At 66.6% G+C, this 13,524-nt stretch carries 14 protein-coding genes; 9 read left to right on the top strand and 5 right to left on the bottom strand.

The window, feature by feature from the left end; genetic code table 11:
- Positions 1-208 precede the first annotated feature (208 nt).
- A complete protein-coding gene (locus ACOWU6_RS11940; protein WP_421075820.1) occupies positions 209-1,147 on the top strand; it encodes a LysR substrate-binding domain-containing protein in 939 nt (312 codons plus the stop codon).
- 196 nt (positions 1,148-1,343) lie between these two features.
- On the opposite strand, the gene ACOWU6_RS11935 is transcribed toward ACOWU6_RS11940, so the two are convergent.
- The 5 genes from ACOWU6_RS11935 to ACOWU6_RS11915 all read right to left on the bottom strand — a co-directional run bounded on the left by ACOWU6_RS11935 (position 1,344) and on the right by ACOWU6_RS11915 (position 6,007).
- Positions 1,344-2,468, bottom strand: a complete 1,125-nt coding sequence (locus ACOWU6_RS11935; RefSeq protein ID WP_421075824.1) for a YbfB/YjiJ family MFS transporter — start codon at positions 2,466-2,468, stop codon at positions 1,344-1,346.
- A gap of 104 nt (positions 2,469-2,572) precedes the next feature.
- Positions 2,573-3,358 carry an MBL fold metallo-hydrolase gene (locus ACOWU6_RS11930; protein WP_421075819.1) on the bottom strand — a complete coding sequence of 262 codons (786 nt, stop codon included), beginning with the start codon at positions 3,356-3,358 and terminating at the stop codon, positions 2,573-2,575.
- A 169-nt stretch (positions 3,359-3,527) separates the two neighbouring features.
- Positions 3,528-4,514 carry an acryloyl-CoA reductase gene (locus ACOWU6_RS11925; protein WP_421075818.1) on the bottom strand — a complete coding sequence of 329 codons (987 nt, stop codon included), beginning with the start codon at positions 4,512-4,514 and terminating at the stop codon, positions 3,528-3,530.
- The gene (locus ACOWU6_RS11920; protein ID WP_421075817.1) at positions 4,511-4,921 is read right to left on the bottom strand and encodes a tautomerase family protein; all 411 of its coding nucleotides are present in this window, start codon (positions 4,919-4,921) and stop codon (positions 4,511-4,513) included. Before ACOWU6_RS11920 ends, ACOWU6_RS11925 begins: the two co-directional genes overlap by 4 nt.
- 3 nt (positions 4,922-4,924) lie before the next feature.
- The gene (locus tag ACOWU6_RS11915) at positions 4,925-6,007 is read right to left on the bottom strand and encodes an NAD(P)H-dependent flavin oxidoreductase (RefSeq protein WP_421075816.1); all 1,083 of its coding nucleotides are present in this window, start codon (positions 6,005-6,007) and stop codon (positions 4,925-4,927) included.
- 173 nt (positions 6,008-6,180) lie between these two features.
- On the opposite strand from ACOWU6_RS11915, the gene ACOWU6_RS11910 reads away from it, so the two are divergent.
- The 8 genes from ACOWU6_RS11910 (at position 6,181) to ACOWU6_RS11875 (ending at position 13,524) form a co-directional block, all read left to right on the top strand.
- Positions 6,181-7,569 (top strand): MFS transporter, encoded by a 1,389-nt coding sequence (locus ACOWU6_RS11910; protein WP_421075815.1) that lies wholly within the window; start codon positions 6,181-6,183, stop codon positions 7,567-7,569.
- 61 nt (positions 7,570-7,630) lie between these two features.
- Positions 7,631-9,091 carry a CoA transferase gene (locus tag ACOWU6_RS11905; protein WP_421075814.1) on the top strand — a complete coding sequence of 487 codons (1,461 nt, stop codon included), beginning with the start codon at positions 7,631-7,633 and terminating at the stop codon, positions 9,089-9,091.
- A gap of 153 nt (positions 9,092-9,244) precedes the next feature.
- On the top strand, positions 9,245-9,877 hold the full coding sequence (locus ACOWU6_RS11900; RefSeq protein WP_421075813.1) for a GntR family transcriptional regulator: 633 nt from the start codon (positions 9,245-9,247) through the stop codon (positions 9,875-9,877).
- Positions 9,878-9,965: 88 nt separating this feature from the next.
- Positions 9,966-10,211, top strand: a complete 246-nt coding sequence (locus ACOWU6_RS11895) for a LysR substrate-binding domain-containing protein (RefSeq protein WP_421075823.1) — start codon at positions 9,966-9,968, stop codon at positions 10,209-10,211.
- A 341-nt stretch (positions 10,212-10,552) separates the two neighbouring features.
- Positions 10,553-10,924 carry a hypothetical protein gene (locus ACOWU6_RS11890; protein WP_421075812.1) on the top strand — a complete coding sequence of 124 codons (372 nt, stop codon included), beginning with the start codon at positions 10,553-10,555 and terminating at the stop codon, positions 10,922-10,924.
- Entirely contained in the window at positions 10,921-11,097 is a 177-nt protein-coding gene (locus tag ACOWU6_RS11885) for a hypothetical protein (protein ID WP_421075811.1), read from the top strand. Before ACOWU6_RS11890 ends, ACOWU6_RS11885 begins: the two co-directional genes overlap by 4 nt.
- Positions 11,098-11,372: 275 nt before the next feature.
- A complete protein-coding gene (locus ACOWU6_RS11880; protein WP_421075810.1) occupies positions 11,373-12,536 on the top strand; it encodes an ABC transporter substrate-binding protein in 1,164 nt (387 codons plus the stop codon).
- A gap of 55 nt (positions 12,537-12,591) precedes the next feature.
- Positions 12,592-13,524, top strand: a complete 933-nt coding sequence (locus tag ACOWU6_RS11875; RefSeq protein ID WP_421075809.1) for a carbohydrate ABC transporter permease — start codon at positions 12,592-12,594, stop codon at positions 13,522-13,524.

The raw sequence follows: 13,524 nt of genomic DNA, 5'->3' as shown, positions 1-13,524 counted from the left end.
CGGCGGATGGAAGCAGTCGCTGTTCGGCGACGCGAAGGCGTACGGCGTGCACGGCTTCGACTTCTTCACGCGCGAGAAGGCCGTCACGAGCCGCTGGCTCGACCCCGCGACCCACGGCGGCATCAACCTCGGCTTCCCCCAGAACGACTGACCGAAACGGGCCGGGCGGTACACTCCCAACTGCCAGCCGTGAGGACGAAGGATTTCCATGGACGTCAACGAACTGGACCTGTTCATCGCGGTCGCGGAGTCCGGGAGCGTCTCCGGGGCTGCGGAGCGCCTGCACACGGTGCAGTCGAACGTCAGCGCGCGCCTGCGTGCGTTGGAGACCAGGGTCGGCGCGCAGCTCGCGCATCGTCATGCGCGCGGCATCACACTTACCAGTGCGGGCGAACTGTTCCTGCCGTATGCGCGCCGCATCGTCCATCTCATGCAGGAGGGCATCTCCGTGCTCGCCGACGTCGACGACCCGACAGGGCCGCTCGCGCTGGGCGCCATGGAGACCACAGCCGGGTGGCGGCTGCCGCAGTTGCTTTCCCGGTTCACGGAGCAGTGCCCGAACGTCGATGTGAGTCTTCGCACAGGGACCACCGACGAGCTCATCCGGGACGTCACCGACCATCGCCTGCAGGGTGCCTTCGTCTCGGGCCCGGTCGCCGCGGATGATCTGGAACAACGGACTGTCTTCATCGAAGACCTCGTCCTGGTTACCGCCAGACGTGTCGATGATGCAGCGGCATCGCTGCTCGCCCACGTCGCGGACCTGTCTCTGCCGATGATCGGCGCCGTCTCCCTGCCCCGTTTGCTGGTCTTCCGGCAGGGGTGCAGCTACCGGAACAAGCTCATCCAGCTCACCGGCGCCACCACCCAGGCACGCCTGCCTGTTGTCGAGTTCGGCTCGCTCGAGGGCATTCTCGGATGCGTGGCCGCGGGCATGGGCGTCACGCTGCTTCCCGCCGCGGTCGTGCAGCACTCCGCGATGCGCAACGACCTGCGCCTGCACACGCTCCCGGCCCCGCTCAGCCGGGCGGAGACCGTGTTCATCCGGCGCGCGGACTCTCCACTCGGTCCCGCGATGCACCGCTTCATCGAGGAGCTCGATCAGATCGGCGCATCCGAAAGGACCATGATCGACCGCACCGCCTGACGCTGCCGACGTCGTTCGAGTGCGGCCCACCGGCGACAGCAAAGCATGGTCAACTATCGTCTGACCGCCTCAGGAGAAGAGGACCAGCGGCGAGGATGCTGACTTCTTAGAGCTGCTCGGTCTATCCGCACGCTGCACGCGAGGGTGTCACGCACTGCTCTCGATCACCTGGCAGCCATCCTTGTTCACCGGAAGGTCAGGCGGTCCGTCGTGCCCAGAGGCTCGCCTGGTCGTGGTGCGGGAATCGGATGCGCAGGAGAAGAGCACCGACAGCGGCAAGGAAGACAAGTACGCCACCGGCGAGAAGGGCCAGTTGGTAGCCGTCCGCGAGCAGCGGCGCCACCAACAGGGGTCCGAGTATCTGACCGATGCCGTACCCGGCGGTGAGCAGCGGGATGGCTCGGGTGATGCCGAGATGCACCCCGGTGGCCAGGGACAGGGTGGTGATCGCCATGAACGTCGCACCGAACAGCACCGCAGAGATCACGCCGGCTGCCGGGTGGGAAGAGATGGCGGGCAAGGCGATGCCTACTGCCTGGATGAACAAGGCGGCGGTGATCAAGGTCGGTCGGGAGACCCGGGTGGCCAGCGACGCCCACACCGCGCACGACGGAATCGCGGCGAGTCCCACGATGGTCCACGCGCTCCCGCTCAGCCAGCCGGGGCTCGTGGCGCTGAGCGCGGCGATGAGGAAGGTCCCGGTCACGATGTAGCCGGCACCTTCGAGGAAGTACGACGCCGACAGCAGCACGAACCACGGACCTTTCTGCCGCTGCGGGGCTGAGGCGCCCGCTGTCTTCGCAGGCATCGTCGCAGTCGCACCGCCGGCCTGGCCGACATTCCAGCCGCCAGCGAGAAGGACTGCGGTGAGCAGGGCAGCTGCCCACCACGCCGTCTTCCAGTCGCCGATGCTGCTGACCACTGCCATGAGCATGCCCGAAAGGGCGATGCCGGCCCCGACGCCCCCATACGCCCATCCCACCAGCTGTGTGCTCCTGGTCGCGAACTCGGAGACGATCACGTTGCCGGCGACCATGAACACGATCGCGCTCGCGGCACCGGCTGAGCCCCGGAGAATCACCCATGCAGCCGCATCGTGCGCAAGTGGCATCGCGGCAAGCGTGATGAGCAGGAGTGCCCCGGCGACGCGGAGGGACAGACGTCTACGGGCGAGCGGAGGTGCGGCGATTCCCACCAGCGCGCCGACGAGGTAGCCGACGTAGTTCGCGGTGGCGACATAGCTTGCCCCGTCGGAGGTGAGACCGGCACCGGTTTCCATGAGCGGTAGGACGGGAGTGAACACGAACCGTCCCACACCCATCGCCGCGGCCAACGCGGCCCCGATCTGCAGTGCGACGAGCCAGCCACCCGACTGCGGGGTTGACAGTCCGCCGCGGTGAGCCGACGGACGAGGTGGACGTGGACTCATCGGGTGCTCCACCGGCCCGGCTCAGCGGGGTCGAGGCGGTCGCTGATTCCCGCTTCCTGGAAGGCGCGGGCGGTGTCCGCGGGCCCTTGCGTGAAGTGAGCCCAACCGGTCTGGTGCGCGACGATCACATGTGGGGCGCCCAGGACCTCAGCGGCAGCTGCCGCTCTCTCGGCGGTGAGGCTGAGCGGCCGACCATCGAACTTCGCCGGCACGCTGGCACGCCCCGCGAAGAGGACGGCGTGATCGATCGCACCGACGCGCTCGCGAATCTGCGTGACGAGCCCCAGGGACGCATTGTCTCCGCTGACGTAGGTGGTGGTGTCGGGGGTGCGGATGACGAACCCCGTCACCTCGCAGTTGACGAAACCGTCCTCGTCGCGCTGCCCGTCTGCGGGCCCGTGCTGCGCGGGCACCGCGGTCACCTCCACATCGCCGGTCACGGGGATGGATTCCCACGGGCGGATACCCTGTGCGGGGTTGCCGAGGTCGGCCGCGGCGGAGGGATTGGTGAGCAGGACGGGAGCGTTCAGCGCGAATGCCCGACCGGCGTGATCGAGGTTGTCCGCATGAGCCGAGTGGCTGACCAGTACGACGTCCACGTCACCGAAAGCCTCAGCAGGGTGGGTAGGCGCCTGGGTTTTCCGGAGGAAGCCGTAGTCGGTGGGAGGGTCGAAAGTCGGGTCGGTGACGAACCGCAACCCGGCCAGGTCGAACACGACCGTGGGCCCTCCGACGACGAGGAACTGACCCGGGTGGCGGGCGGAGAGGGACAGTGCAGTCATGATCGTTCTTCCTGGACCGGGTCGGTTACCACGCGATGGAACGCGGGTCTTCGAAGACCCGCGCGAGGAACACGTCGACCCAGCCGGCTTCGTCTCGGAGCTCAGCACTCTCGTCGGCTGTGGGCATCGTGTTCCTTCCTGACGTGGAGCGGTTGTGCGACGGCTTCTTCTAGAGCTCGACGACGATACGGCCGGTGCCGCGACCTTCGAGCAGTTCGCCAGCGGCCTGCTTGGCGTTCTCGAGCGAGACGACCCGGGTCAGGTCGTCGATGTGTCTCGGGCTCAGGTCGCGGCGCAGCCGTTCCCATGCAGCAGCCCGGACGGCTGGGGTCGCACGTACGGATTCGATGCCGAGGAGTGCGATGCCACGCAGGATGAACGGCAGGACCGTCGTGGGAAGCTCTGCGCTTGAGGCGAGCCCGAACGCGGCCGCTGCCGCGCCGTGCTCAAGCTCGGCGAGTGCTCCGGCAAGGACACGTCCGCCCACGGAGTCGATGACCCCAGCCCATCGTTGCGTGCCGAGGGGTCGTGTCTGCTTCTCCAGTTCACGGCGGTCGATCACGTCTGTCGCGCCGAGCGCTTTCAGCCGTTCCTGCAGGATTTCGGGGCGTCCTGTGGCCGCGACCACCTCGTATCCGGACGCGGCCAGCAGCGCGATCGCGATGCTGCCTGAGCCGCCGCCCGCGCCGGTGACGAGGACGGGACCGCCCGTCGGCGTCAGCCCACGACTTTCCAGCGTGTCAAGCGCGAGAGCGGCGGTGAAGCCCGCGGTGCCGATGGCGGCGGCCTGCGCGGGGGTGAACTCGGTCGGAACGGGGACGAGGTCGCCCCCGTTGACGTGCGCGAACTCGGCGAGGCCGCCGTGCAGGTGTTCACCGAGGCCGGCGCCGTTGAGGGTGACGGTGTCTCCGACGTTCCAGCGAGGGTGCATGGTGCGGAGGACCTCGCCTGTAGCGTCGATGCCGGCGATGAGCGGGGTGCGGCGTACGACCCCGGGGCGTCCGTTGAGGGCGAGGGCGTCTTTGTAGTTGATGCTGGAGTGCGTGACGCGGATGACGGTGTCCAGGTCGTCCAGCATGTTCAGGTCGACATCCTCGAGGCTGGACTTGTTCGCCCCGTCCGCTTCACGGACGACCCATGCGCGGAATGTCGTCACGGCCGGTCCTCGGAGCCGGGCAGCTCGCCGGTGAGGAACTGTGCCCGACCGTGCCCAAAAGACCAGTCCGCGTCGGAGTTCTCGACCACGCTGACGATGACGTCGTCCCCGTCGATGCCGAGGCGGTCACGGACGTTCCGCGCGATCAGCTCGTACAGCGTCTCCTTCGCCGACGGGGTCCGTGCCTTGCTGACGACACGGATGACCGTGAGGTTGTCCGTGCGCGTGTACCCGAGGTCCGTGTCGAGCGCGCGCAGCTCGAACGGCTCGTGCTGGGTGAGCACCTGGTACCGATCGGTGGCGGGAACGTCGAACGCTTCGACGACCGCGTCGTGGATGCTGTCCAGCAGCGTGGTGAGGTACGGCTCGTCCTGACCGCGGATGACGTCGACGATGATGAGGGGCATTGTTCAGAGTCCTTCGGCGAGGTGTCGGATGATGTCGGCCGCGGGCCTAGGCGTGGCGTTTCGCCACCCGGTCCCGGCCCAGAGGTGCAGCCGGTCAGCGTCTCCTGCTTTCGAGGCGGCTTGCCGGAGAGCCCGGGTGAGATGGTGCACGGCCGGGTAGGCGTTCAGGCCCGTCTCCTGGTGGCGGTCGATGAACCCGTTCCGAAGAGCCCGCGCGGGACGGCCGGTGAACGCCCTCGTGAGGACCGTGTCGGTGTAGGCGGGGTCCCCGAGGGCGTCCTTGTGGGTGGGGGAGGTGCCCGCCTCATCCGAGCGCAGCAGCAGCGTCCCGACCGCGACACCCTCAGCGCCGGCGTCGAGCAGGTCACGCACGGCGGCTGGGCCGTCGACACCGCCCGCGGCGATGAGGGGCAGGTCGGTGACGGCGCGAACCTCCCGGACCAGGTCTGTCGTGGGGATGTCGTCGAGTGTGCGGGTGGCGTCGAAGGTGGCACTGTGCCCTCCTGCGCGGGGCCCTTGAACGACCAGCCCGTTCGCGCCGGCGCCTTCAGCAAGACGTGCCTCGTATGGGGTCGTGACGCTCGCGAGCACCCGGGTCCCGACATCCTGCAGCGCCCGGATGTCGGCAGCGTCCGGCAGGCCGAACGTCAGCGACACCACCGGTACGGGCTGAGTGTGCAGCAGGTGAAGCTTCTCGTCCCATCGGTCGTCGTCCGACAACGGCGCCAGTTCGAACTGCAGTCCGTACGCGTCGGCCTCTGTTCGCAGTTCCTCGGCGTACGCGGCGAAGGCGCGCTCATCCACGAGGTCCGTCGACGGCACGAACAGGTTCACCCCGTAGTCGACACCCAGTTCCCGCACCTCGGCGATCTCGTCGGCCAGCGCCGTGGCGGTCTTGTAGCCGCCGGCGAGGAACGGGAAAGCACCCGCGCCCGACACGGCTCGTGCCAGCGGCACGTTCGAGGGCCCTCCGGCCATCGGCGCGGCGACGATCGGAAGTCGCGACCTCAGAAGACGGGCATCACTCATGCGGCGCTCCTCTCTGCGACCTGCCGAGGCACGTGCATCACGGGATGCGACAGTCACGATGGTCGCGTTACACGCTGGTATCCAACTGGGGTCCCAGTTATCACGATCAACCATACCGCGCTGTGCAGGGAACGTTACGTTGCCGACGCCGCCTGCGGACTCTCCGGGTTACGCGACGGTCCTACCGTCGTGTTCACGCTCCATGCAGGGGCGCCGTCGGCGGCCTGACCTTGACCGACCCGACCCTTCTTCTCGAGCTGGAACAAGAGGCAATCGTGAACAGACCCGTCAAACCCCTCTCACCGCGTGCACGCTTCGTCGCGTCCGCCAGTGGGACGTTCATCGAGTGGTACGACTTCTTCATCTACGGGAGCCTCGCCACGGTTCTCGCCGTGAAGTTCTTCCCGCAGACCGACCCTGCCGTCGCGCTCCTGGCAACCCTCGCCGGCCTCGGCGCCGGATTCGTCATGCGTCCGATCGGGGCCGTGTTCTTCGGGTGGCTGGGGGACCGGCGTGGCCGCAAGAAGACGTTCATCTCGACGCTCATCATCATGGGCGTCTCCACCACCCTTATGGGACTCATCCCCACCTACGAGACCATCGGCATCGCTGCCACCGTTCTGCTCGTCTTCCTCCGGCTGGCTCAGGGGTTCGCGATCGGCGGCGAGTACGGCGGCGCGGCGACTTTCGTCGCCGAACACGCCTCCGAGGGGCGTCGGGGACGCGTGACGAGCATCCTGCAGGCCACCCAGACTCTCGGCGTGCTTGCTGCCGTGCTGTTCCTGGTCGCCTTGCGTGCCGTGTTGGGGGCCGAGCAGTTCGATGCCTGGGGGTGGCGGGTGCCGTTCCTCGTCTCCGGGGTCCTCGTCGTGCTGTCGTTCGGCGTGCGCCTGCGCATCTCCGAGACCCCCGTGTTCGAGCACATGCACGACGCCGGCTCGAACACGCCGCTGCGGGCGATTCTGTCGAACCCGAAGACGGTCGGTCGCATCCTGTTCGCGGTGTTCGGCGTCACCGCGGGCATGGGAGCGATGTGGTACGCCAGCCACTCCTATTCGCAGGTCTTTCTCGTGAACTCCGTCGGGATGGACCTGCTCCAGGCCAACATCGCCCTCGCCGCCGCCCTCGCACTCGGCTTGCCGTTCTTCATCATCTTCGGGGCGTGGTCTGACCGTGTCGGACGTCTCCCGATCATCGTGACGGGGATGACGCTCCTCACCCTGACGACAATCCCGCTGTACTCCGCGATGCGCATCGCCGCAGAAGCCGGGAACGTGGTCGGCGTCGCGCTCACGCTGCTGCCACAGATTATCTTCGTGGCGATGGTGAACGGCCCCGTCGGTGCGTACCTCGTCGACCTGTTCGCTCCCGCGATCCGCACCACCGGAGTGTCCATCGCCTACCACCTCGGCACCGGCATCTTCGGCGGGTTCTCCCCGTTCATCGCCCAGTCGATCGTGACCGGCACCGGCAACATCATGCTCGGCGTCCTCTACCCGACGATCGTCGCGGGGATCGCCTCGGTCATTGGCATCAGCGCGCTGTGCGTGCAGCGCGCCCGTCGACGCAACCCATCTGGACGACAGCCGGAACCCGTCGACATCGCCGAAGCCGTCTGAGATCACCGCTCATCCGGGGCCGCCGAACAGGTTGGCGACCCCACACGGAAGGAACCGCATAATGTCGATCACCGCCCCGGCACCCGCAGTGACCGTGCCGATTGAGCGAACAGCCCTCGACGAACTCCTCACCCTGCGCGGACGCGGCAACATCGCGGCGCCCGAGGTGATGATCACCGGCTCCGACCCTGTCTTCTCGACACCGTATCGAGCGGGGGAGGTGACCGCGCAGGTCCTCGCCGCGTGCGGCGTCGCCGCGAACGACCTGTGGCAGCTGAGAACCGGACGGCGCCAGCGCGTGACGGTGGATACCCGAGCCGCAGCTGCGACGCTCATGGGCAGCGAGCTCACTCGACGCCGTGACCGTGACGGGGTCTACCGGCCGATACCGGGTTCACCGTCGATGACGCACATGGTGGCGTTGACTCAGCCGTGGTCGACCGCCGACGGCAGGTGGTTCCTTCCGCACACGAACCTCCCGCACCTCGAGCGTCGAGTCCTTGACGTCCTCGACTGCGAGAGCACACCGGACTCCGTCGCCGCGGCGATCGGAAGAAGGCGGGGTCAGGAACTGGAAGATGCCATCGCCGCAGCGAACGCGTGCGGCGGGCTGGTCCGCACCGCCGAGGAATGGCTCGCCCACCCTCAGGGCGAATACCTCGCCGCCCGCCCGGTCGTCGAGATCACCAAGATCGCGGACAGCGCTCCCGAACCTCTCCCGGACGGGGACCTGCCGCTCAGTGGCATCCGCGTCCTCGACCTCACCCGCATCCTCGCCGGCCCCACCTGCGGACTCACCCTGGCCGAGTTCGGCGCCGACGACCTCATGGTCACCGCCCCTCACCTTCCCCAGGTCGTCGAGTTCGTCCGCGACACCAGTCCTGGAAAACGCAGCACCTTCCTCGACATCACCCATCCGCATGAGGCCGCGACGCTCGCCGACCTGACCAGCCAGGCGGACGTCTTCCTGGAGGGATACCGTCCCGGAAGGCTCGCCGCCCGCGGGTTCGGCACCGACGACCTCACCCGCCTTCGCCCCGGCATCATCCATGTCACCGTGAACTGCTTCGGCTCCGGCGGACCGTTCGGGGAACGTGCCGGCTGGGACCAGGTCGCCCAAGCCGTCACCGGAATGTGCATCGACCAGGCCGAAGCGACGGGCGCAAACGGACCGAAGCTCACCCCTGTGTACATGTGCGACTTCGTCGCCGGGCGCCTCGCCGCGTTCGGGACGATGATCGCCCTCGCCCGACGCGCCGTCGAAGGCGGCAGCTACCGGGTGCAGGTGTCCCTCGCACAGGCGGCAATGTTCTTCCAACGCCACGGTCTCACCACGCCCAGCACCGCGAACGCGGTCCTGACTCTCGACTCGCTCGAGGAGTACGTCGTCAGACAGGACGCAACCGTCTACGGGGACCTCGAACTACTCGGGCCCGTACTGCGCCTGTCGGAGACCACGCCGCGGTGGGAGGCGAGCACTCCTGCCCTGGGGAGCTCCACGCCGAGATGGCTGGCGCGCTGAGTTCTCCCACCCTCGCTGCGATGCTCTGATGCGCCTGGTCGCCGACTCTTTCGCTCGCGATGCTGCTCGACGACGGGGGAACGCAGGCCGGCTGCACAAGCGCGGCACCGTTCGCCCGTATCATCTGCAAAGCGGGTGGACGGAAGGACGACTGTGACGACGGCGGTGGAGCGCGTGCACGCACAGGTGAGGCAGTGGCTGCGGGACGGCACCATCGAGCCCGGCGCCATGCTGAGCGAGCATGAACTTGCGGAACGCTTCTCCCTCAGTCGCACCCCAGTCCGCTCCGCCCTCAAGAAGCTCGAAGCCGACGGCTGGCTGACCATCTACCCGAAGCGCGGAGCGCTCGTCAGGGTCCTGTCCGCCGAAGAAGCGAAAGAGGTGTCCGACGCGCGGCAAGTGCTCGAAACCGCGTATGTGGATGTCCTGCCCGCGGATGTCAGAGAAGAGTTCTGCCGTCGCTTAGACGGCATGATCGCCGCGGAAGAAGCTGAGCACGCCTCGGGCTCCTATGAGCGCCTCGTGCAGCTCACGATCGACTTCCACCGTGCGTTCGTGGAGGTCGGAGGCAACTCCGTCCTCTTGGAGTTCTATGACCGGCTCCGTGATCGGCAGAGCATCATGACGCTCCGCACGGAGGACCAAGTCGCCGGGCGGTGGGCGGAGTTCACCGCAGAACACAGGGAGCTCGTGGAGCAGATGCGCCGCGGCGATCGAGATGGCTTCAGCGCCATTCTCCGCCACCACATCTTGCGGACTCACGGACCGCTGATGGGACGACTCTGACTCGTTCCGGTCGTCATACACTTGCCCGACGTGCTTCACCAGGTCAGCGGAGCGCAGCCCGCAGAGACGCGATGAAGCACCTCGGCTTCTGCTCTTCAGGGAGGGATGCGGCTACCGCAACAGACCGATGCAACTGGTGGCGACGAAGGGGGAACGGCCCGCGGTTCTCGAGTTCGGTTCTCTCGAGGGAATCCTTGGGTGTGTCGCAGCAGGAATGGGGATCACGCTGCTACCCGCCGCAGTCGTGAACAGCTCCGCCCTCAAACACCAAGTCCGCACCCACGCTCTACCGCAACCCACGCAGACGCGGAACCTACCGTCGTCTTCGACGTGAGTGGCCGGCGTTTCATCACCGATCCGACCTTCGACACGTGAACGGATCACGCGGCCCTCGTCAAGATCGCCGCGCCCGCAGTACTTGCGGACGCCCTCGCCCCGATTCACGTCGCCCTTCTCAGCCATGCTGCCCATAAGGACAACCTCGATCACTCAGGACTTGAGCTGGCGCGATCGATACCGACTGTGTTGCCAGGTCGCAGTGCCGCGAAAGTCATCGGCGCGACCGCCCGTGGGCTGACGGCGTGGGGAACATACCGCTTCACCGACGGGACACAAGTCACCGCGGTGCCAGCGCTCCACGGTCCGGCAGGTGGCGAGACGGACGTAGACGAGTTTGTGAACCGTGAAGTCGTCGGATTCGTGGTCGAAGCTGCCGGAGAAGTCATCTACATCAGCGTCGACAACACGTCGCTACATGTCGTCACGCAAATACACGACCGGTTCCCGACGATTGATCACGCAGTCCTATTCGCAGGCCGCGCAAGCGTTGCCAGCAAGTTTGGGGTGTCCGTTGAGTCTGACAGGCGAGCCGCCGCCGCAGCGGCTCAGGTTCTTCAAGCACCGCATGTGATCGTCGTCCATCAGACCGGGTTGGCTCACTTGACCGAGGGGCCGGACGATACCGAGCGTGCGTTCGTTGATGCAGGGATCGCCGGTGTGCTCGATCCGATCCCACTCGGACAGTGGACCCGACGCGTTAAGACGTGACCTCCCAAGGTGCATGGCTTGTGCAGTTCATGCGAGGTGGCGGCATCGCGATCGACCTACCGCAACTGCTGCAACAGCACTATTCCGACCTCGTTTCGAAGGCCAGGTGCGGTGCGGGGCTGGTGCGCGACGGCGACGGGAAGCTGCTCTTCCTTCCCGAAGGAGGAGAATGACGGCGCTCGCGCGGGAGGCGATGTCAGGCGAGGTCGCACGCTCGAATCGGTGCGATCTTGACAAGAGCAATGGAACACGGTTTGATTCGAGGACCGGTTCGAACCGGTTCGAACGCCCTGCACCTCCATCCAGCGCCGTAAGGAGAGAAATGTCTTCCGCTCGCAGCAGAGTCGTCACACTCACCGGATTCGCGTCCGCCACTGTTCTCGTCGCCGCCCTCGCCGGCTGCGCCGGCAGCGACGGAGGGTCCGGAGACGCAAGCACCATCCGGATCATGTCGTCGTCCGAAGCCGGCTCGTCGAACGCGGCCGTGCTGGACGAGATCATCGCCGCCTTCACCGAGGAATCCGGCATCGATGTGACCGTCGATCGCGTCGTCTACGACGACATCGACAAGGTCTACGAGGCCGCAGCCCTCGCCGGCGAGCAGCCCGACATCGTCCTGCACAACCTCACCCCGTTCAACTCCGACTGGTTTCAGAACGACCTGGTCTACGACGTCGAGCCGTTCCTCGACGAGTGGGACCTGCGTGACAAGTTCCAGCCCGACGCGATCGAGTACTGGACCCAGAACGGCGGCATGAACGGATTCCCGTTCAGCGCGTTCAACTGGCCGATCTGGTACAACACCGACCTGCTCGCAAAGGCTGGGGTCACTGACATCCCGACGACGGTCGACGAACTGATCGCCGCGTCGGACGCTCTGCGCGAGGCGGGCATCCAGCCGCTCGTGCTGGGCGGAGCGGAATGGCCGGTGCAGAATTTCACGACGTGGATGGCTCAGCAGTACCTCTCGCCGGAGGAGGCGGAGGACATCTTCGCGAACGGTGGGTACTGCGAGAACCCGGACGCCGTGAAGGGGCTCGACCTGTTCGCGCAGCTGCGCGATGCGGGCGTTTTCGTCGACAACGTCGCCGGCTACACGGCGGATCAGATGACCACCGCCTACTACAACGGCGACGCCGCGATGATGGTCTCCGGCTCGTGGGGATACGCCGGAGCTCCTGCGGAGATCGCCGAGGTCACCCAATTGGCCGGCTTCCCGACCGTCGAGGGCGGGGAATACGACCTGCCGACTGCCTACAACGGCTACAACAGCGGGCTCTACATCAGCAAGAGCGCGGCGTCGAAGCTCGAGTCGATCGAGGTGTTCGTGAAGTTCTACTACGAGACGGCGAACCTGCAGAAGTGGGTGACGGATGCCGGCGCGATCCTCGCCGAGACACCGGAGGCCATCGGTGACGTGGAATCCGCCGACTTCCCGCTCGTCGCGCAGGGCAACGCGCTCGACGAGACGAAGGTCGACTACATGGTGCTCCCCGACGGGTTCTGGCCTGCAGGGTACGACGGGGCAGCGATCGGCGCGGAGTTCCTCGGATCGAGCCAGACCGGCGCGGACTACTGCCAGAAGATCGACGGCCTCTACGCCAACCTGTAAGACGACGACCGGGCTCGACGACGACCGTCGGGCCCGGTCTCCGAGGAGGTAAGAAATGACGACTCTCATCGAGTCGACCGACGCGTCGCCCCGTCCCGATTCCCGGCCCGTGGGTCGCAAGCGTCTGTCGCAGGATCGCGGGCTCATCGTTCTCGCCCTCCCGTCGATCATCTGGTATGGCATCTGGACGATCGGCCCGCTCATTGCGATGTTCTGCATCGCCTTCCTGAGTTGGCGAGGATTCAACGCGACACCGAAATTCGCGGGTATGGACAACTTCACCCGGATGCTCTCCGACCCGCAGATGGCGGCGGCGTTCATCAACACTGGGATCCACCTCGTGGCCACCATGCCGCTGATGATGATCGCGTCCTTCATGCTCGGCTATTTCCTCAGCCTCCGCCTCCCAGGGCATCGAGTGCTGCGCATCATCATGTTCATCCCGGCGCTGATCTCGATCTCCGCGCTTGGTATGATGTTCATCGCGGTGCTCGGTCCGGTGGGGATGGTCAACTCGCTTCTGGAAGGGCTCGGCCTCGCCGATCTAAGCAGGGCGTGGTTGCAGGACCCCCAGACGGCGCTGCTATCGATCATTGTCATCACCATCTGGTCGGGCACCGGATTCAATGCAATCCTGCTCGCCGCCCGTCTTGCCTCCATCGACGACGAGATCTACGCGGCCGCTGAACTCGATGGAGCGGGCGACTGGCAGAAGATGTGGCGCATCGCCTTTCCGATCGCGATGGACTACTTCGGCGTGCTGACCATGCTGCAGTACCTGTGGAACCTCTTCGGATCCGCCGGACTTATCCTGATCCTGACGCGAGGCGGACCCGGTGACTCGACGGTGACGCTCTCCTGGCTCGTTTACCGATGGGGCGGCACTGGCGCCGATGTCGGCTATAGCCAGGCGATCGGCATCCTTCTCTTCATCCTCGGGATCGGGGGCCTTCTCCTCATCCGTCGCGTCTTCCGAGCGAGGTATTGA

The organism is Microbacterium sp. SA156 (assembly GCF_049065455.1).
In the GTDB taxonomy this organism is placed as follows: domain Bacteria; phylum Actinomycetota; class Actinomycetes; order Actinomycetales; family Microbacteriaceae; genus Microbacterium; species Microbacterium barkeri.
This window is presented reverse-complemented; position numbering and strand designations above follow the sequence as displayed.